This window comes from Lebetimonas sp. JS138 (genome assembly GCF_000523335.1).
Lineage (GTDB): Bacteria > Campylobacterota > Campylobacteria > Campylobacterales > Nautiliaceae > Lebetimonas.
In genome coordinates this window covers 1-20,360 of the sequence record NZ_ATHT01000005.1, presented here as the reverse complement: position 1 = coordinate 20,360, position 20,360 = coordinate 1, and the positions used below count along the sequence as shown (strand labels likewise).

Here is a 20,360-nt window from a genome sequence, read left to right as displayed (position 1 = left end):
GGAATTTTGAACGGTCTCTATCAGGACGGTAAGAATAACCCTGATTTTGCAAATCTTCTATAAATTCCCTCTCAAGTGCCGCTTCGCTTTGATAATTTTCGTTTACCGCCCATGTTTTTTCGTATCTATCAAGCACGATGAAGTTGTTTGTATTTGCTATTGGTTTTGTGTATGTTTGCATTTTTTATCCTTTATGTGCGAATAAATTTGCATCTCCTTGGAGAAGCGATTTTAACCGCTTATATATTTATTTCCGGAGGAGCGATTTTAACCGCTTATATATAGGAGGTTAAAACCTCCTCTCCTTTTATTATATTTTACTCATAAACCCCATAAAATCTCTCTTTCCAATCTTTAAGTCCTGCTTTAAAACCATTAAACTTTATATAGTTATAAACAATATTAAAATGCTCCTCATTCCTTATAACTTTGTCATAATAATTTTTTTCCCAAAATTTACCGCTTTTATTTAACATTTTATTTATTCTATAAGCACTTTCACCCTTAATTTTTTTTATAATAATGTCTAAATCTTTTATCTGTTTAAAAAGTAAATGTATATGATTTGGCATAATGGTAAAAGCAATTAATTCATAAAATATTTTATCTAAATTTATCAAAAAATCTTTCAAAAATTCAAATATTTCATCATTTAAATATGCACCTTTTAAAGAATTGTCTAAATATTTATCGATTAGATATTCCTGTTTTTTATTTTCAATATTTTGAGTTCTAATTTTTCTAATATAACTATCTAAACTATCTTGTGTCCTAAAAGTTACAAATTGATAATATCCTTTTAAATTAATGTGTGGTAAAGTTTTTTTTATTTGCATTATTTTTCCCTTTTTTACTTCGTTTATTATTTTGTGAGACTAAAGTCTCACCTCCGATTTAATTTAGTATATTCGGAGAAACGATTTTAACCGCTTATATATAGGAGGTTAAAACCTCCTCTCCAGGAAAAGCGAATTTATTCGCTTATATTTAATTTCTTTTACATTTTAAAATCCAAAAGTAAATTTCTGTAATACTCATACTGTTTTTTTCTAAGCTCAATTTCTTTTGGTAAACCCTCGCTTATAGAGTTTGCAAGTGTGTCAAATTTATCGAGGATTTTAACTATCTCTTTTTGTATTTCAAGTGGAGGGATTGGGATTTTTATATTTGAAATTTCACTTGTTTTTAATGCCGGGATACCTGCTCCATGTTGTTTATTCATTAATTTATGTTGATTTAGTTTTAAAAAATGAAAAATAAATCTATTTTCTACTATATCTTTTTTAGGTAAAATTACATAACAATGAGCATTAGCCCAAAATTTAGTAGTGACAAAATTTACAAATCCGGCAGAAGCACCACCTTGACTTATAATGATTGTATTTTCAGAATAATTATATTTGTCTGTAAAACCTGAATAAGTTATTCCTCCATTATAAGCAGGATACTTTCCCGTTTTAGCAAGTTGACTTTTATTTATTTGTTTCCCTTTTTCTATTTTTATCACTTCTCCCAACTTTTTCCACTCAACTTCATCACCAAAAGTTAAAAGTTTATCACGATAATATTCATATTGTTTTTTTCGCGCATGAAGCTCTGCTGTAAGCTCTGCTGTAAGCTCTGTAAAAGTGTCGAGGATTTTAACTATCTCTTTTTGTATTTCAAGTGGAGGAATTGGGATTGGAATTTTAGCCATTTGATTACTCATAAGTTTTGGATTACCCATACCTGAATATACATGTTTTTTTGCTTCAATTGTTAACCAATAATATAAAAACTTATATATTAGATTTATTTGATTATTTATTATTATTAATCCGCTAACGTTTGTAATAGAAAATTTTCCTTTTCTATAAAATACTGTTCCAGCATTTGCTCCATCTGTTGTCCAATTAACAAATTCACCATCAAAATCATAAGTGTTTATTTTTCCAATTTCACCATTATTTACAGTTTGAGAACTATATACCGGATATATTCCTTTATTATCTCTCAAATATCTTTTTGAAATGACTTTTCCTCTTTTTAATTCAGCTATTTCTCCTAACTTTCTCCACTCAACCTTAACATTTTTTAATTTTTCAATAAATTTTTCCATTATATTTCTCCGTCTATTTCGGTAATGATTTTATCAATTTCCACTCGTAATCTGTCTATTTTTGCCACTGTTGTTTTTATCTCTTTATTTAACTTTTTGATGTCTATTTTTTCCCTGGTATCTTCTGGTTCTACATAAGAGCCGACTGATAGATTATAGTCATTTTCTTTTATCTCTTCCAATGATGCATTATGTGAAAAGTGTTTTATTTCTTCTTTGCTTTTGAAAACTTTCAAAATCTTATCTATATGCTCATCTTCTAAAATATTATTGTTTGTTGCTTTTTTGAAAAGTTTGCTTGCATCGATAAACTGGGTTTTGGTGTCTGGCTTATGTTTGGAAAGCACGAGAATATTTACCGCAATTGAAGTTCCGTAAAACAGATTTGGTGCAAGTGATATTATAGTTTCTATATAGTTGTTGTCTATTAGATATTGACGAATTTTTTTCTCAGCACCGCCTCTGTAAAAAATCCCAGGAAATGTAACGATAGCGGCTCTTCCTTTGGCTGAAAGGTAGCTTAAAGAATGCAAAATAAAAGCAAAATCAGCTTTTGATTTTGGAGGCAAAACACCAGCAGGTGTGAATCTGTCGTCATTTATAAGTGTCGGGTCATCACTTCCTATCCATTTAATAGAATAAGGAGGGTTTGAAACTATTGCATCAAAAGGCTTTTGGTCGTTGTGTTTGGGGTCTGTTAGAGTGTCCCCGAGTTTAATATCAAATTTATCGTAATTGATATTATGTAAAAACATATTCATTCTTGCAAGATTGTAAGTGGTATGATTTATCTCCTGACCGAAAATCCATCTTCTATAATATGCTCGTCAAACTGTTTTTTTGCCTGAAGAAGCAGTGATCCGGAACCACAGGCAGGGTCGTAAATTTTATTTACTTTTTTTTGTTTGTGTATGGCAAGTTTTGCTATTAGTTTGGATACTTGCTGAGGTGTGAAAAACTCACCTCCGCTTTTTCCGGCGTTTGCCGCATATTTGGAAATCAAAAATTCATAAGCATCTCCGAAAAGGTCTATATGGCTGTTTTTAAAATCTCTAAAATCAAGTTCATTTACCCCTTTTAACACAGCACAAAGTCTTTTGTTTTTTTCAGCAACGGTGTTTCCGAGCCTGTTGCTTGTGGTGTCAAAATCGGCAAAAAGCCCTTTTATATCGTCTTCGCTTGGATATCCGCTGGCGGAATTTTCTATATTGCTGAAAATTTTTGCCAAATCCGTATTTAGGTTTTCATTATTGTCGCAGTTTGCCACAATATTGCAAAAAAGCTCGTTTGGATAGATGAAATAACCTTTTTCCTTTATTGCGTTGTCTTTAATTTCCGGTGTAATCATATCATCATTAAATTTTGAATAATCTATATCTTCCCCGCCTTCCATATAAGAAGCGAAATGTTCGCTTATAAAACGATAAAAAAGGCTTCCCAAAACATACTGCTTAAAATCCCATCCGTCAACCGAACCCCTCACATCGTTGGCTATTTGCCAGATTTTTCTGTGTAATTCCTCTCTTTGCGCAATACTTGGCATATATATTCCTTTGAATAAGATTTACATATTATAATAAAATTTAGACGTTTTTATTCAATATGTAAATGATTGTTATTTAAAATTAAATTTTTTAAAAATTAACTTTTTTTCTCTTGACAATAAAATGTTTTTTACTTATAATTTCAATCCACAAACGATGCCGGCGTAGCTCAGTTGGCTAGAGCAGCTGATTTGTAATCAGCAGGTCGGGGGTTCGAGTCCCTTCGCCGGCTCCATTCAGCGTTTGACCAGTTAGAATAAAAGGTGGGGTTCCCGAGTGGCCAAAGGGGACGGGCTGTAAACCCGTTGGCGTTCGCCTTCGAAGGTTCGAATCCTTCCCCCACCACCATTGAGTCATGAGTTTTCAAAAATGTGCAGGCATTTTTGGAATATATGCGGGTGTAGCTCAGTTGGCTAGAGCGTCAGCCTTCCAAGCTGAGGGTCGCGGGTTCGAGTCCCGTCGCCCGCTCCAGTCATGACAAACTGGGAGCTGAGCAAACTACGAGTATGGTTGTCTGCTCATAAACTCCCGAAATACTATTGTTTTGTAAAACAAAACATTGCTAGCAGTGTTTTTGCCCATATAGCTCAGTGGCAGAGCACTTCCTTGGTAAGGAAGAGGTCGCCGGTTCAATCCCGGCTATGGGCTCCAGCAAGGCCTTGTTGGAGTTCATAAATGAGCTAAATAAAATTTTAAACATGGAGGAAGAAATGGCAAAAGAAAAATACGTAAGAAATAAACCACACGTAAATATTGGTACAATCGGTCATGTTGACCATGGTAAGACTACTTTAACAGCAGCTATTTCAGGTGTTTTGGCACAAAAAGGATTTGCTGAACTTAAAGATTACGATCAAATCGATAACGCACCTGAAGAAAGACAAAGAGGTATTACTATTAATACATCTCATGTTGAATATGAAACAGATAAAAGACACTATGCACATGTTGACTGTCCAGGACACGCAGACTACGTTAAAAACATGATTACTGGTGCCGCTCAAATGGACGGAGCTATCTTAGTTGTTGCAGCAACTGACGGTCCTATGCCACAAACAAGAGAACATATATTGCTTTCAAGACAAGTTGGTGTTCCGGCAATTGTTGTATTCTTGAACAAAATGGATATGGTTGATGATGAAGAACTTCTTGAACTTGTTGAAATGGAAGTTAGAGAACTTTTAAGCGAATATGAATTTGACGGAGACAACGCACCTGTTATCGCTGGTTCAGCTCTTAAAGCTCTTGAAGAAGTAAAAGCCGGACAGCTTGGTGAATGGTCAGAAAAAATTATGGAACTTATGGATGCAGTTGACGAATATATTCCAACACCAGAAAGAGATACTGATAAAGATTTCTTAATGCCGATTGAAGACGTATTCTCAATTTCAGGAAGAGGTACTGTTGTAACAGGTAGAGTGGAAAGAGGTGTTGTAAAACTTGGTGATGATGTTGATATTGTTGGATTTAAACCAACAAGAACGACAAAAGTTACTGGTATTGAAATGTTTAGAAAAGAACTTGATGAAGGTGAAGCCGGTGATAATGTAGGGGTACTTCTAAGAGGTATCGGAAAAGATGAAGTTGAAAGAGGTATGGTTCTTGCAAAACCTGGAAGTATTACTCCTCATCATAAATTTGAATCAGAAGTTTATGTATTAACTAAAGAAGAAGGTGGTAGACATAAACCATTCTTTAACGGATATAGACCACAATTTTACATCAGAACAACTGACGTAACAGGAAGCATTCAATTACCAGAAGGCGTTGAAATGTGTATGCCTGGGGATAACGTAAAATTAACAGTAGAATTAATTGCTCCAATCGCACTTGAAGAAGGTACAAGATTTGCTATCAGAGAAGGTGGTAGAACTGTAGGTGCCGGAGTTGTTACAAAAATTATTGAATAAGGGTTTTCCCCTTATTTTTAAAGGATAATGATGAGAGAAATTATTCATCTAAAATGCAGTGAGTGTGGTAGATTTAATTATCATACTACAAAAGAAAAAAGAAAACATCCTGAAAAATTTGAAATGAGAAAATATTGCAAATGGTGCAATAAGCATACTGTTCATAAAGAATCAAAACTTTAATTGGGCACTCCCCGCAAAAATATAAATTTTTGTGGGGTTTAATATTAAGTTCACCCTCTTTCCAGGCTGTTAGATATAGCGGCCTGGTGAGCGGGTGTAGCTCAGTTGGCTAGAGCGTCAGCCTTCCAAGCTGAGGGTCGCGGGTTCGAGTCCCGTCGCCCGCTCCACAGGGCAGTAGCTCCAATGGTAGAGCGGCGGTCTCCAAAACCGCTTGTTGGGGGTTCGAGTCCCTCCTGCCCTGCCATTACCAATTTTTGGAAGAGGTATAAAATAGTGAGTAGTGAACAGTAAAAATGGGGAATAAAAAATGAAAAATGAAAAATTTAATATTAGAAGCTTAAGCAATTATATAAAAGAAGCAAAAATTGAATTGGATAAAGTAATTTTCCCAAGTGCAAATGAAGTTAAACAGTCTTTTATTTCAGTGGTTGCTGTAGTGACGGTCGTTACAGCATTTTTAGGTCTAATTGATCTGATAATGAGCGGAATATTAAAAGCTGTATTATAAGGAATATTATGGATTGGTATGCATTACAGGTCTATTCTGGAAGTGAATTGGCAGTTAAAAAAGCAATTGAAAATTTAAAAAACGAAGAACATTTAGAAAATATTTCTCAGGTAGTTGTTCCTACAGAAGAAGTATTGGAAGTTAAAAATTCTCAAAAAAAAGTTTATGAAAGAAGCATATATCCTGGTTATGTGTTTTTGGAAGCCAATTTAGATACAGCGCTTTGGCATAAAATACAATCTCTTCCAAAAGTTGGTAGATTCATTGGTGAATCTAAAAAACCAACTCCTCTTAAAAAAGAAGATGTTGAGCTTATTTTAGAGAAAGCTAAACAAAAAAGCGCACCAAAACCAAAAGTTTCTTTTGAAGAAGGTGAAATAGTTAGAATAAACGAAGGTCCGTTTGCGAATTTCACAGGGGAAGTAGAAGATTTTGATTATGAAAAAGGAATGTTAAAACTTAACGTTACAATTTTTGGAAGAAGCACTCCTGTTGAAATTCATTACACAAAAGTTGAAAAAATCGTATAAAAGGACACAAGATGGCAAAAAAAGTAATTGATGTATTAAAACTTCAAATCCCGGCAGGTAAAGCAAATCCGTCACCTCCAGTAGGTCCGGCTTTGGGTCAGAGAGGTATTAATATTATGGAATTCTGTAAAGCTTTTAATGAAAAAACAAAAGATATGATGGGATATAATATTCCTGTTGTAATTACTGTTTATGCAGACAGAAGCTTTACTTTTATTACAAAACAACCACCTGTAACAGACTTTTTAAAAAAAGCTGCAGGTATAGCGAAGGGTAGTTCAAATCCGCTTAAAGACAAAGTCGGAAAACTTACCAAGGCGCAATTAAAAGAAATTGCCGAGAAAAAATTACCTGATTTAAACACAGACGATGTAGAAGAGGCAATGAAAATTATTGCCGGCAGTGCAAGAAGTATGGGAATAGAAATAGAAAATTAATACCACTGTGAGTGGAAGTAAGAAATTTACGAGGAGTGAATATGGCAAAAAAACATGGTAAAAGATATTTGGAGCTTCTGAAAAAAATAGATAAAGATGTATATTCTTTAAAAGAAGCTGCCCAAAAAATAAAAGAACTTAAATCTGCAAAATTCGATGAAACAGTCGAACTTGCATTAAAACTTGGCGTAGACCCAAGACATGCAGATCAAATGATAAGAGGAAGTGTAGTGTTGCCTCACGGTACAGGAAAAACTGTAAAAGTAGCAGTAGTTGCAAATCCTGCTAAAATAGATGAAGCAAAAGAGGCGGGTGCTGATTATGTGGGTGACGAAGTATTCGATATGATTGAAAACGGAAATTTAGATTTCGATATTTTAATTGCAACACCTGATATGATGGGAAAACTTGGTAAATACGGAAGAATTTTGGGACCAAAAGGCCTTATGCCAAATCCAAAAACTGGAACAGTTACAATGGATATAGCCCAGGCGGTAAAAAATGCAAAAGCCGGTCAGGTTAATTTCAGAGTTGATAAAAAAGGTAATATGCACGTTGGTATTGGAAAAGTCAGCTTCTCTCCAGAAGCACTTTACGAAAATGCAAAAACATTTATTGAAAAAATCAATAAAATGAAACCGGCAAGCGCAAAAGGAAGATACCTTCAAAATGCCGCATTCTCACTTACAATGAGTCCGAGTTTAAAACTGGATGTAAATGAATTAGCGGAATATAAATAGGCATTGGCCTAAGTCTAAATGACTTAGAAAGCAGGTGGGTAACCTTAATTCCCTGCCGAGTCTAAGTGAAAGGAGCTTTATGAAAAAAGAATTAAAAAAACAAATCGTTGAGGAACTCAGCAACGAATTTAAAAATGATGTAAGTGTTTTTTATGCTGACTATAAAGGTCAGAGTGTACAAAACCTTGAAGAACTAAGAATTGCACTAAGAGCTGCTGAAGGAAAAGCCAAAGTTGTAAAAAACACGTTGGCAAAATTAGCTTTTGCAAATAACGGTGTTGAAGTTGATTTCGAAGAAAATAATATTTTTATCTGGGGTGAAGACCAGATTACATTAGCAAAAATATTAACTAAACATGCTAAAAATTATAAAGACACTTTTAAAATTAAAGGTGCGGTAATTGAAGGTGAAGTAAAAGATGCGGCATATGTTGAAGAAGTAAGCAAACTTCCAACAAAAGACGAATTGCTTGGTATGGTTGCATTTATGATGAAAGCTCCTATTGCAAAATTTGCATGGGGACTAAATAAATTAATAGAAAAAAAATCTGAAGAAAATTAAAAGGAGAGATAATGGCTTGTACAGTTGAACAAATTTTAGAAACTATAGAAAATTTAACAGTTAAAGAATTAAACGAATTAGTAAAAGCATTTGAAGAAAAATTTGATGTAAGCGCACAACCTACAGTAGTTGCAGGAGCAGGTGCAGCAGGAGGAGAAGCAGCTGAAGAAAAAACTGAATTTGATGTAATATTAAAAGCACCGGGTGCTAAAAAAATCAATGTAATTAAAGTTGTAAGACAAATTACTGGTGCCGGATTAAAAGAAGCAAAAGCTATGGTCGATGAAACTCCATCAACTATCAAAGAAGGTGTTTCTAAAGACGAAGCTGAAGAAATTAAAAAACAATTAGAAGAAGCGGGAGCAGAAGTAGAAGTAAAATAATCCTTGCTTTTTTTCTTTTTTTTTGATACACTTACAGTTTGTTAACCTCTACATAAATTCTGCGCAGGAGAGCCAATGTTAAACCAATTAAAATCAGCCAACAGGTTAAGATTAGATTTTTCAAAAATACCTCAAATAGTTGATATTCCGAATTTATTACATTTACAGCAAAATTCTTTTAGAGACTTTATTAATTTAAAAGAACCTGAAAAAAGCGGTATTCACAATGTGTTTAAATCGATGTTTCCAATCAGTGACACACAAAACAGAATCACGCTTGAATATGTGGGTATTGAATTTAAAAAACCCAAATATACGGTTAGAGAATGTATGGAAAAAGGTCTTACTTATTCTATTCCGATAAGAATAAAAGTCAGACTTATTGTTCATGAAAAAGATGAAAAAACAGGTGATAAAATAGGTATAAAAGACATTAAAGAACAAACTCTGTTTATCAGGGACATACCTTTAATGACAGAAAGAACGAGTTTTATTATTAATGGAGTAGAAAGAGTTATTGTCAATCAGCTTCACAGAAGTCCGGGTGTTATCTTTAAACAAGAAGAGGCACAAAATTCAAACAAACTTCTTTATTCAGCCCAAATAATTCCGGACAGGGGAAGCTGGGTTTATTTTGAATATGATGTAAAAGATGTTTTATATGTAAGAGTAAATAAAAGAAGAAAAGTACCTGTTACAATACTTCTAAGAGCCATGGATTATTCAAAAGAAGATATTTTAAGAATGTTTTATCTTGTAATAGACATTAAAATAAAAGATAATAAATTTTTAATGCCTTCCAATCAGTTGGAGAGCGGAAAATATGATTATGATTTAAAAGACGAAGACGGTAATGTTTTATTAAATGCAGGTAAAAGACTAACTGAGCGAAAACTTAAAAAATTAATTGAAGAGCACAAATATGTTGAATATCCTCTCGAAGAGTTAATGGACAGACATTTAGCCGAGCCGATTTACGACCCGTTAACCGGTGAAGTGCTTTTTGACACATTAACTATTATTAACGATGTTAAACTTAAAAAAATTATTGAATCACAAATAACCGAATTTAAAATAGTAAATGATTTGGCAAGCGGTGTTGATGACGGAATTTTAAGAGCATTTCATCAGGATATTGAAACACTCAAAATTCTTAAACAGACAGAAGGTATTGAAAACGAAAATGATTTGGCAAGAATAAGAATTTATAAAGTTATGAGACCGGGAGAGCCTGCTACGCCTCAGACTGCAAAAGAACTTTTTGATAAACTTTTCTTTGACCCGGAAAGATACGATTTAAGCAAAGTCGGCCGTATGAAAATGAACCACAAATTGGGTCTTAATATTCCTGATGACATCACAGTGCTTACATACCAGGATATTATTAAAACCATCCAATATTTAATAGGGGTAAAAAACGGTATAGGACAAATTGACGACAGAGACCATTTGGGTAACAGAAGAATCAGAAGTATAGGCGAACTACTCGCTAAAAGGCTTCAAGAAGGCCTTGTCAAAATGCAAAAAACAATTAAAGACAAAATGACAACCGTTACCAATGTAAATGAAGTTATGCCAATGGATTTGGTAAATACAAAACTTATTACCACCACTATTTTGGATTTTTTTGCAACAGGTCAGCTTTCCCAGTTTATGGATCAGACAAACCCTTTAAGTGAAGTTGCCCATAAAAGAAGACTCTCAGCCCTTGGTGAAGGCGGTGTAACTCGTGAGAGAGCCGGATTTGAAATCCGTGACGTTCATCCGAGCCATTACGGGAGAATTTGTCCTATTGAAACGCCTGAAGGACAAAATATCGGTCTTGTTAACACACTTTCTATTTATGCAAAAGTAAATGAATACGGATTTATTGAAGCACCGTACAGAGTGGTAAAAAACGGGCGTGTCAGCGATGAGATTGTTTATTTAACGGCCACTCAGGAAGAAGAAAAAGTAATAGCTCCCGCAAGTGTAAAAATAGATGAAAAAACAGGAGAAATAATTGAAGATTTGGTTGAAGCCAGAAAAGACGGTGAAATAATTTTGGTGGATAAAAAAGAAGTGGATCTTTATGACCTTAATCCTAAAATGATTATCGGGGTAGGGGCAAGCTTGATACCGTTTTTGGAACACGACGACGCCAACAGGGCGTTAATGGGTTCAAACATGCAGCGTCAGGGTGTACCGCTTCTAAGGAGTGAAGCTCCGATTGTGGGAACAGGAATAGAAAAATATGTGGCGCGTGATGCCTGGCAGATAATAAAAGCAAAAAGAGGCGGAAAAGTAATAAAAGTTGATGCTACCAATATTTATATTTTAGGTGAAGATAAAAACGGAGCATACATAGACCATTACGGGCTTGAAAAATATTTAAGAACTAACCAAAATACTTGTTTTGACCAAAGGCCTATTGTAAAAGAAGGCGATATAGTAAATGCCGGGGATGTTATAGCAGACGGTCCGAATATGGATAACGGTGAAATAGCACTTGGTAAAAATGTAATGGTGGCATTTATGCCTTGGAACGGTTACAATTATGAAGATGCCGTTGTTTTAAATGAAAAATTGATTAAAGATGATGCATACACTTCCGTTCATATTTATGAAGAAGTTTGTGAAGTAAGAGAACTTAAACACGGACTTGAAGAGCTGACAACCGATATTCCAGGGGTTAAACCGGAATATTTGACCCATTTGGATGAGAGCGGAATTGTTAAAGTGGGAACTTATGTAAAACCAGGAATGATTTTGGTTGGTAAAATATCCCCGAAAGGCGATGTAAAACCGACTCCTGAAGAAAGACTTCTTAAATCAATTTTCGGGGACAAATCAGGTCATGTGGTAAATTCTTCTCTTTATGCGCCTGCAAGTATGGAAGGTGTGGTAATAGATGTAAAAGTATATACCAAAAAAGGCTACGAGCTTGATGAAAGGGCTAGAAAGGCCCATGAAGAAGAAAAAGCAAAAATAGAAGAGATTTATAAAAACAAACTCTCAATTATCGATAAAGAAGAAGTATTGGCTTTGGCCAATCTTTTAAGCGGGAAAAAACTGGTAAAAGATGTTGAATTGAATTCCAAGAAATATAAAGCCGGAAATAAAATTCCAAAAGAAGATTTAATAAACATTAATAAATTTTTATTACTAAGTCTTGTTGAAAATTATGATGAAAATACTTCTAAAGAATTTGAAAAAATTACCAATAAATATTTAAAAGAAAAAGACAACATCAGACAGGACTATGATGAAAAAATCGAAATTTTAGAACGTGACGATATTTTACCAAACGGCGTTGCCAAAATGGTAAAAGTTTATATCGCCAACAAAAGAAAAATTAAAGTCGGTGATAAAATGGCAGGACGTCATGGTAACAAAGGTATTGTGAGTATAATAGTTCCTCAGGAAGATATGCCTTATATGGAAGACGGAAGGGCTGTGGACGTGGTTTTAAACCCTCTCGGGGTTCCTTCACGTATGAACATAGGTCAAATTTTGGAAGTGCATTTGGGACTTGCCGGTAAAAAACTCGGTGAGCAGCTTCAACAGTTGTTGGATGAAAAAAGAGCCGATATGGCTCAAAAGTTAAGAGAAAAAATGATAAAAATAGTTGAAGTTGCCCATTTTGGCGAACATTATAAAAATTTCCTTAATACCTTAACAGATGAAGAACTTCTTAAATATGCAAAAGACTGGGCTAAAGGCGTTAAGTTTTCAACTCCTGTATTTGAAGGTGTAAACGAAGAAGAGTTTAAAAAACTGTTTGAAATGGCTGGAATTCCAAATGACGGAAAAATGCAGTTATTTGACGGAAGAACCGGTGATCCTATAAAAGAAAGGGTTAATGTCGGATATATGTATATGATGAAGTTGCATCATTTGGTAGATGATAAAGTCCACGCAAGAAGCATAGGTCCGTACAGCTTAATCACACAGCAGCCTGTAGGAGGTAAAGCCCTGTTTGGCGGGCAAAGATTTGGGGAAATGGAAGTTTGGGCGCTTGAAGCGTATGGAGCAGCCTATAACCTTAAAGAAATGCTGACTACTAAATCCGATGATGTTGAAGGAAGAAATAAAGCATACAGAGCTTTGACAAAAGGTGAAAATGTGCCTATTGAAGGGCTTAGTGAAACATTTTTTGTTTTGAGCAAAGAGCTTCGTGCACTCGGGCTTGATTTAGAGTTTTATAAAAAGGAAGAAGACAATGAGCAAATATAAATATATAAAACTTGACTGGGACGAAGAAAACAGACCAAAAGATATTGATGCCGTTCAGGTAAAAATAGCTTCTCCTGAAGAGATTCTTTCATGGTCTTTCGGTGAAGTTAAAAAACCGGAAACCATTAATTACAGAACCTTAAAACCTGAAAGAGACGGTCTGTTTTGTGCAAAAATTTTCGGTCCTATCAATGATTATGAATGTCTTTGTGGAAAATATAAAAAAATGCGCTATAAAGGTATTGTCTGTGAAAAATGCGGTGTAAAAGTAACTTCATCTAAAGTAAGACGTGAAAGGTTCGGTCATATTGAGCTTGTAACTCCTGTAGCGCATATTTGGTATGTAAGCAACCTTCCAAGCAGAATCGGAACTCTGCTTGATATTAAAATGAAAGACCTTGAAAGGGTTCTTTATTATGAAGCCTATGTGGTATATGAACCGGGCGACGCTCCTGTAAAAAAAGGTGATGTATTGGTTGAGGACGAATACAGAAAACTTGTCGAAATTTACGGGGATACAGGTTTTCACGCTGAAATGGGAGCCGAAATAATAAGAAGAATGCTTGAAGAACTTGATTTACCTGATATGTATTATTCACTAAAAGAAGAATTAAAAACTACAAGAAGCGAAGCAAGAAAAAAAGAGATTGTTAAAAAACTTAAAATTGTGGAAGGATTTTTAAATTCTGACAACAGACCGGAATGGATGATTATGACTGTTATTCCTGTTCTTCCGCCGGATCTTAGACCGCTTGTTGCACTTGACGGCGGGAAATTTGCCGTTGCCGATGTAAATGATTTATACAGAAGGGTGATTCACAGAAACCAGAGATTAAAAAGACTGCTTGAACTTGACGCACCGGAAATTATTATCAGAAACGAAAAAAGAATGCTCCAAGAAGCGGTTGATGCTTTGTTTGATAACGGAAGAAGAGGAAATACAATAAAAGGTGCAAATAAAAGGCCTCTTAAATCACTCAGTGATATTATTAAAGGGAAAACAGGAAGATTCAGACAAAATCTTCTTGGAAAAAGGGTTGATTATTCAGGAAGAAGCGTTATTGTTGTAGGTCCTCATCTTAGAATGGACCAATGCGGACTTCCTAAAAAAATGGCGCTTGAGCTTTTTAAACCGCATATTATAGGAAAACTTGAAGAAAAGGGTTATGCCACAACAATTAAACAGGCAAAAAGACATATAGAAGAAAAAACACCGGAAGTGTGGGAATGTCTGCAAGAAGTAGTTGATCAATATCCAGTACTTCTTAACAGGGCGCCTACACTTCACAAACTTTCAATCCAGGCGTTTCACCCGGTATTAATTGACGGAAACGCAATTCAGCTGCATCCGTTGGTTTGTGCCGCATTCAACGCAGACTTTGACGGCGACCAAATGGCTGTGCACGTGCCTTTGAGTCAGGAAGCGATAGCGGAAGCTAAAATTTTAATGCTAAGCAGTATGAATATTTTGCTGCCTGCTTCCGGTAAAGCTATAGCAGTCCCATCTCAGGATATGGTCCTTGGAATTTATTATCTGTCTTTAATAAAAAACAAAGTAAAAGGAGAGCATAAATTATTTGCCAATCCTGAAGAAGTTCTTATGGCACTTGATGAAGGGGCAGTGGATTTGCATGCAAAAGTAAGAGTAAAAGCGGACACTATCGTGGAAACAACCCCGGGCAGAATGATATTGCATTCAATTGCCCCGGATTTTGTGCCGGTTGAAATGTATAACAAAATAATGAAGAAAAAAGATATTGCAAACTTAGTTGATTATGTTTACAAAAAAGGCGGACTTAAAGCAACAGCCGAATTTTTGGACAATCTTAAAAATCTTGGATTTAAATATGCGGCAAAAGTAGGGGTATCTATTTCCGCGGCCGATATTGTCGTTCCTAACGAAAAACAAGAAATTGTCCAGGCCGCACTTGTAAAAGTAAGAGAGGTTCAGGAACAGTATAGAAAAGGTTTGCTTACAGATCAGGAAAGATACAATAAAATTATCGATATCTGGACAAAAGCAAATAATGATATTGCCGACAAACTGATGGAAATTATGAAAAAAGACAAAGACGGATTTAATTCAATTTATATGATGGCCGACTCAGGAGCAAGGGGTAGTGCAAGCCAAATTAAACAGTTAGCCGGTATGAGGGGTCTTATGGCTAAACCTAACGGAGAAATTATTGAAACACCTATTATTTCAAATTTTAAAGAAGGTCTAAATGTTCTTGAATTCTTCCTATCAACCCACGGTGCAAGGAAAGGTCTTGCGGATACAGCTCTTAAAACAGCAAGTGCAGGATATTTAACAAGAAAACTTGTTGATGTTTCACAAAACTTCAGGGTAACTATGGAAGACTGCGGAACGCACGAAGGAATTGAAGTAACAGATATTACAGACGGGGCAACATTGGTCGAAAGCTTGGAAGAGAGAATTTATGGAAGAGTTTTAGCAGATGATGTGTATGACCCAATTACTAATGAAGTTTTATTTACAGAAGGTACATTAATTACCGAAGAAGAGGCAAAAGAAATTGTAAGAAAAGGTGTAAAATCCGTCAAAATAAGAAGTGCGCTTACCTGTAAATCAAGTAAAGGTATCTGTTCAAAATGTTACGGTATGAATCTGGCTGAGAGAAAATTAGTTAAAGTGGGTGAGGCTGTGGGAATTCTTGCGGCACAATCAATTGGTGAGCCTGGAACACAGCTAACGCTTAGAACATTTCATACAGGCGGTATTGCAGGCTCAACCCAGGAAGAGAGAGAAATTGTCGCCAAAAAATACGGATATATCAGATATTATAATATAGCAAACTATGATAGAAACGGTAAAAAAATTGTTGCAAACAGAAGAAATGCCGCTGTATTACTTGTTGAACCAAAACTTAAAGCCCCATGTGACGGAATAGTAAATATTGAAACCCAGCATGAAGAAGTGATTGTTGAAGTTAAGTGTGACGACGGAAGTGTCAAAAGATATTCACTCAGAAAAAATGATATAGTTAAAGGAACAGAACTTGCAGGAATTGCAGGTAAAACAGAAGGCAAGTTATACATTCCTCATAAAAATCAAAAAATTGAAAAAGACGAGGCGATAGTTGAAGTTATAAAAGAAGCCTGGTATATTCCTCAAAGGATTCCTTACGGGGCAGAGCTTAAAGTTGATGATAATGAACCTGTGCCAATGCAGGTAATTGCCGAAAATGAGGGAATAATAAAATATTATAAATTATCAGGGGATCATTTAGAAAGAGTATATGATCTTAAAGCCGGGGAAGAAATCGGATTTGATAACGCATATAAAGGTCTTTTTGCCGTAATTGTAGATAAGCATGACAGAGAAGCCGGAAGATATTATATTGTTAGGGGAAGTAAAATTCTTAAGAGTGATAATGAACATATTAAAGCCGGAGAAATCATAGCCAAACCTATCAGCGGCGAAAATAAAATTATTGCGGAATGGGATCCTTTTGCCAATCCGATATTGGCTGAAGCCGACGGTGTGGTTAAATTTGAAGATGTAATTGACGGATTTACTGTAACTACTCAGATTGATGAGTTAACAGGTGAGAGCAGAATTATAGTAAAAGAATATCTGCCAAAAGGTTATCAGCCAAGAATTTTACTTGCGGGCAAAGACAGGGTATATGAATACGTGCTTGAGCCTAAAACGGTTATTCATGTTCAAGAAGGCGTTGAAGTAAAACAAGGTGATATTTTGGCAAAAACTCCAAAAGCAATAGCAAAATCAGCAGATATTACAGGTGGTCTTCCAAGGGTAAATGAACTATTTGAAGCAAGAAAACCAAAATCACCTGCAATTATCAGCGAAATAGACGGAACAGTGAAATTTGGAAAAACACTCAGAGGAAAACAGAGATTAATTGTTGAGGGTGAATCAAGCGTTAAAGAATATTTGGTGCCGGCTGAAAGACAGATTTTAGTGCATGAAGGAGACTTTGTGCATGCGGGAGAAAAACTTACAGACGGTATTGTGTCAAGTTATGATATTTTAAATATTTTGGGAGAAAAAGCGCTTCAGCAATATATTGTAAGCGAAGTTCAAAAAGTTTACAGACTCCAAGGTGTTAATATTAACGACAAACATATAGAACTTATTATAAATCAGATGTTAAGACAGGTAAAAATTGTTGACAGCGGGGACACTAAATTTATCGAGCGTGATTTGGTAAGCAGAAAAATGTTTAATGAAGAAAATGAAAGAATCAAAAAATTTGGCGGTGAACCTGCCATTGCAGAACCGGTGCTTGTTGGTATTACAAGAGCAGCCATCCAGTCAGACAGTTTCATTTCAGCCGCTTCATTCCAGGAAACTACAAGGGTTCTTACAGAAGCGAGTATTCAGGGTAAATTTGATTATCTTGAAGACTTTAAAGAAAATATTGTCCTGGGAAGAGTTGTGCCTGTCGGTACCGGAATGTTCTATCATAAAGAAAGAGATGTTAAAATAGAAGAGGATTAATCCCTCTTTTTTCTCCAATTTTACTTTTTATAAACTTCAAAAATCTTCATTTATCATATTTTTTTATTTTTTAGAATATAAATTGCATATATAAAATTAAACAATTTCAATAAAGGTTTATATTAATGAATTTTGCAACTGTGGAAGGAACTTTTTCATATATTAAAAAATTTCCTAAATATTCAAAAGATTTTTATAACTTTAACGGTGATTTTTTTATTTCTTCATTGGGGCTCGGAAGTTTTAGAAAAGAGCCTTACAGGGAGGAAAATTATCTAAAACAGGTTAATTTTTACGAATCCACTAAAACCGCATTAAAAAACGGAATAAATTTTATAGACACCGCCAGCGTATACAGATATCAGGAAAGTGAAAAAGAGATAGGAATGGCTTTAAATGATATGATGGAAAAAGGGGAGATTTTAAGAGAAAATTTTATTGTCTCTTCAAAAGCGGGATTTATACCGTTGGAGTTTCCTTTTCCGGAAAATCCTTATGAATGGATAGATGAAAAAATAATAAAAACAAATCTTGCTGCAAAAGAGGAAATAGTAACAGACCAGCACTGTATGAACCCGAAATTTTTGAAATGGAGTTTAAATAATTCATTAAAAAATTTAAATATTGAATGTATTGACATTTTCTTTTTGCACAATCCTGAAGCACAGCTGGGGTATGTTGAAAGAAAAACCGTAATTGAAAGAATTAAAAAAGCGTTTGAATTTTTTGAAGAAATGGTTGAAAAAAACAAAATAAAATATTACGGAATTGCCTCATGGAACGCATTTTTATATGAAGAGACCCATCCTGAGTATCTGAGTTTAAAAGAAATGGTGGATATTGCAAAAAGTATAACAGAAAAACATCATTTTAAATATATTCAAACCCCCTTTAATCTTGCAAAGCCTCATATGTTAAATTATGTGAATCAGGTTTTTGAAGACGGAAAATATTACACTTTATATCAGTGTGCAAAAGCGTACGGAATAAATATAATAAACTCATCACCTCTTTTGCAGATGAATCTTTTTAAAGGAAAATTTAATAAAGATGTAAAAGAACTTACAAACACTTTTGATTTCAGTGACATTATTACGGCGTTACAGTTTGCAAGGTCAAACGGCGCCTTAAGTACAGTATTTGGCTCTATTAATCCTGAACATGTAAAAGAGAATCTTTTATTGTCTTATATTCCATTGGCAAAAAAAGAAAATATCTATAAATTACTATTTGGAGGATAAATGTTATACGATGTTATTGTGGTAGGAAGCGGGATAGCGGGTTTGTCTGCGGCGCTTAATGCAAAAAAAGAAGGTTTGAAAGTTGCAGTGGTTACCAAAAGTTCGCTTTTAAGGTCCAACTCGGCAGTCGCTTCGGGCGGGATAAATGCGGCACTCTATTCCGATGAAGGGGATTCCCCCGAGTTACATGCTCAAGATACTATAAAAGCGGCTGAAAAACTTGCAAAAGAAAATACCGTTAAAAAAATGTGTGAAGAAGCGCCTAATATTATAAACGAACTTATCAGTCTGGGGGTAAAATTTAATAAAACAGATGATAATAAAATAGCGCAAAGGGCGTTTGGAGGGGGAAGTAAAAAAAGAACGTGTTATGTGGCCGACAGGACGGGTTCGGCTATTGTAATGGCACTGCTGCAGGCCTGCCGGAAAGAAGAAGTGGATTTTTTTACCAATCATTATTTACTTAATTTGATAACGCATAAAAATCAGATTTGCGGAATTTCTTTATTAAGAAAAGCCGATTCCAGGGTTACGGCGCTTGGATGTAAAGCTTTGGTACTGGCAGGAGGGGGATATGCCGGTATTTTTAAAGGTTTTACAACTAATTCTCAGGAAAGCTCCGGAGATTTAATAGCGGCCGCATTCAGAGCCGGTATAAAAATTTCGAATATGGAATTTGTTCAGTTTCATCCCACGGCACTAAAAGGCAGCGGTTCTTTAATATCGGAGGCGGCAAGGGGGGAAGGCGCCTATCTGGTTGATGAAAACAATGAACGTTTTACAAGTGAACTTGCCACAAGGGATATTCTGACAAGGGATATTTTAAAGCATATACAAAACGGCCACAAAGTTTATCTTGATTTCAGGCATCTGCCGGTTGAAATGATAGAAAATAGACTTCCATCAACATATAAGACAGCTTTGATGGGTGCCGGGGTTGATATAAAAAAAGAACTCTTGGAAATTTCACCAGCCGCCCATTACACCATCGGCGGAATATGGATAAGAGACGACGCTTCAACCACAATGGACGGGGTGTATGCATGCGGGGAGTGTGCAATGAGCGGTGTTCACGGGGCAAACAGACTTGGGGGAAATTCTTTGCTTGAATCGTCATATTTTGGAAGAATTGCCGGAAAAGAAGCTACGACGTATGCAAAAAAAGAAAAATTCAAACCTGTGGATTTTATTCAAATAGAAAAGGATGAACAGGAAATTGAACGTATATTAAAAGGGGAGAGTTTATACAATGTGAATTCGTTAAAAACAAATCTCGGAAAAAATCTTTTTATAAATGCGGGACCTTTTAGAAGCGAAAAATCACTTCTTAAGGCATATGATTATATTTCCTATTTAAGAGGTCTGAAACTTGGAATATGCTGTATTAATAAAAACAGGGAAAACAATGTGGAGCTGCCTTTGATACTTGAGTTTTTAAATTCTTTACTGATTGCGGAAGTAATGGTCCATTCCGCATTATACAGGGAAGAGAGCAGGGGCTGTCTCTTATACACATCTCTGAG

At 35.1% G+C, this 20,360-nt stretch carries 15 protein-coding genes, 6 tRNA genes and 1 pseudogene; 18 read left to right on the top strand and 4 right to left on the bottom strand.

Annotated features, from left to right (window positions below; genetic code table 11):
• The 4 genes and pseudogenes from DZ67_RS0109550 to DZ67_RS11340 all read right to left on the bottom strand — a co-directional run.
• The coding region (locus tag DZ67_RS0109550; protein ID WP_024788394.1) for a hypothetical protein at positions 1-181 on the bottom strand (181 nt) is incomplete at its 3' end.
• A gap of 136 nt (positions 182-317) precedes the next feature.
• Entirely contained in the window at positions 318-836 is a 519-nt protein-coding gene (locus DZ67_RS10160; protein ID WP_035907641.1) for a transposase, read from the bottom strand.
• 161 nt (positions 837-997) lie between these two features.
• The gene (locus tag DZ67_RS0109540; RefSeq protein ID WP_035907639.1) at positions 998-2,098 is read right to left on the bottom strand and encodes a restriction endonuclease subunit S; all 1,101 of its coding nucleotides are present in this window, start codon (positions 2,096-2,098) and stop codon (positions 998-1,000) included.
• A pseudogene (locus DZ67_RS11340) lies at positions 2,098-3,641 on the bottom strand (type I restriction-modification system subunit M). The gene DZ67_RS0109540 and the pseudogene DZ67_RS11340 overlap by 1 nt, the downstream one beginning before the upstream one ends.
• Before the next feature lie 159 nt (positions 3,642-3,800).
• Between DZ67_RS11340 and DZ67_RS0109530 the strand changes: the two are divergent.
• The 18 genes from DZ67_RS0109530 to DZ67_RS0109445 all read left to right on the top strand — a co-directional run.
• Positions 3,801-3,877, top strand: a tRNA-Thr gene (locus tag DZ67_RS0109530).
• Positions 3,878-3,904: 27 nt separating this feature from the next.
• Positions 3,905-3,990: transfer RNA gene (locus DZ67_RS0109525), tRNA-Tyr, on the top strand.
• 46 nt (positions 3,991-4,036) lie between these two features.
• A tRNA-Gly gene (locus tag DZ67_RS0109520) sits at positions 4,037-4,113 on the top strand.
• A gap of 105 nt (positions 4,114-4,218) precedes the next feature.
• Positions 4,219-4,293, top strand: a tRNA-Thr gene (locus DZ67_RS0109515).
• Between the two features lie 59 nt (positions 4,294-4,352).
• Entirely contained in the window at positions 4,353-5,552 is a 1,200-nt protein-coding gene (tuf, locus tag DZ67_RS0109510; protein WP_024788392.1) for an elongation factor Tu, read from the top strand.
• Between the two features lie 30 nt (positions 5,553-5,582).
• On the top strand, positions 5,583-5,735 hold the full coding sequence (rpmG, locus tag DZ67_RS0109505) for a 50S ribosomal protein L33 (RefSeq protein WP_024788391.1): 153 nt from the start codon (positions 5,583-5,585) through the stop codon (positions 5,733-5,735).
• Between the two features lie 90 nt (positions 5,736-5,825).
• Positions 5,826-5,902 (top strand) — tRNA-Gly (locus DZ67_RS0109500).
• Between the two features lies 1 nt (position 5,903).
• A tRNA-Trp gene (locus DZ67_RS0109495) sits at positions 5,904-5,979 on the top strand.
• Positions 5,980-6,042: 63 nt separating this feature from the next.
• On the top strand, positions 6,043-6,243 hold the full coding sequence (secE, locus tag DZ67_RS0109490; protein WP_035907637.1) for a preprotein translocase subunit SecE: 201 nt from the start codon (positions 6,043-6,045) through the stop codon (positions 6,241-6,243).
• A gap of 8 nt (positions 6,244-6,251) precedes the next feature.
• A complete protein-coding gene (gene nusG, locus DZ67_RS0109485) occupies positions 6,252-6,773 on the top strand; it encodes a transcription termination/antitermination protein NusG (protein WP_024788389.1) in 522 nt (173 codons plus the stop codon).
• A gap of 11 nt (positions 6,774-6,784) precedes the next feature.
• On the top strand, positions 6,785-7,210 hold the full coding sequence (gene rplK / locus DZ67_RS0109480) for a 50S ribosomal protein L11 (RefSeq protein WP_024788388.1): 426 nt from the start codon (positions 6,785-6,787) through the stop codon (positions 7,208-7,210).
• Positions 7,211-7,251: 41 nt separating this feature from the next.
• Positions 7,252-7,950, top strand: coding sequence for a 50S ribosomal protein L1 (gene rplA, locus DZ67_RS0109475; protein ID WP_024788387.1), 699 nt, complete (start codon positions 7,252-7,254; stop codon positions 7,948-7,950).
• Positions 7,951-8,029: 79 nt separating this feature from the next.
• Entirely contained in the window at positions 8,030-8,512 is a 483-nt protein-coding gene (rplJ, locus tag DZ67_RS0109470; RefSeq protein ID WP_024788386.1) for a 50S ribosomal protein L10, read from the top strand.
• An 11-nt stretch (positions 8,513-8,523) separates the two neighbouring features.
• Positions 8,524-8,895: a 50S ribosomal protein L7/L12 gene (rplL, locus tag DZ67_RS0109465; protein ID WP_024788385.1), complete on the top strand. Its 372-nt coding sequence runs from the start codon at positions 8,524-8,526 to the stop codon at positions 8,893-8,895.
• A 75-nt stretch (positions 8,896-8,970) separates the two neighbouring features.
• The gene (gene rpoB / locus DZ67_RS0109460; protein WP_024788384.1) at positions 8,971-13,110 is read left to right on the top strand and encodes a DNA-directed RNA polymerase subunit beta; all 4,140 of its coding nucleotides are present in this window, start codon (positions 8,971-8,973) and stop codon (positions 13,108-13,110) included.
• Positions 13,097-17,596 carry a DNA-directed RNA polymerase subunit beta' gene (gene rpoC, locus DZ67_RS0109455; protein WP_024788383.1) on the top strand — a complete coding sequence of 1,500 codons (4,500 nt, stop codon included), beginning with the start codon at positions 13,097-13,099 and terminating at the stop codon, positions 17,594-17,596. Before rpoB ends, rpoC begins: the two co-directional genes overlap by 14 nt.
• A 125-nt stretch (positions 17,597-17,721) precedes the next feature.
• Positions 17,722-18,837 (top strand): aldo/keto reductase, encoded by a 1,116-nt coding sequence (locus DZ67_RS0109450; protein ID WP_024788382.1) that lies wholly within the window; start codon positions 17,722-17,724, stop codon positions 18,835-18,837.
• On the top strand, positions 18,838-20,360 hold a 1,523-nt coding region (locus tag DZ67_RS0109445), incomplete at its 3' end, for an L-aspartate oxidase (protein WP_024788381.1).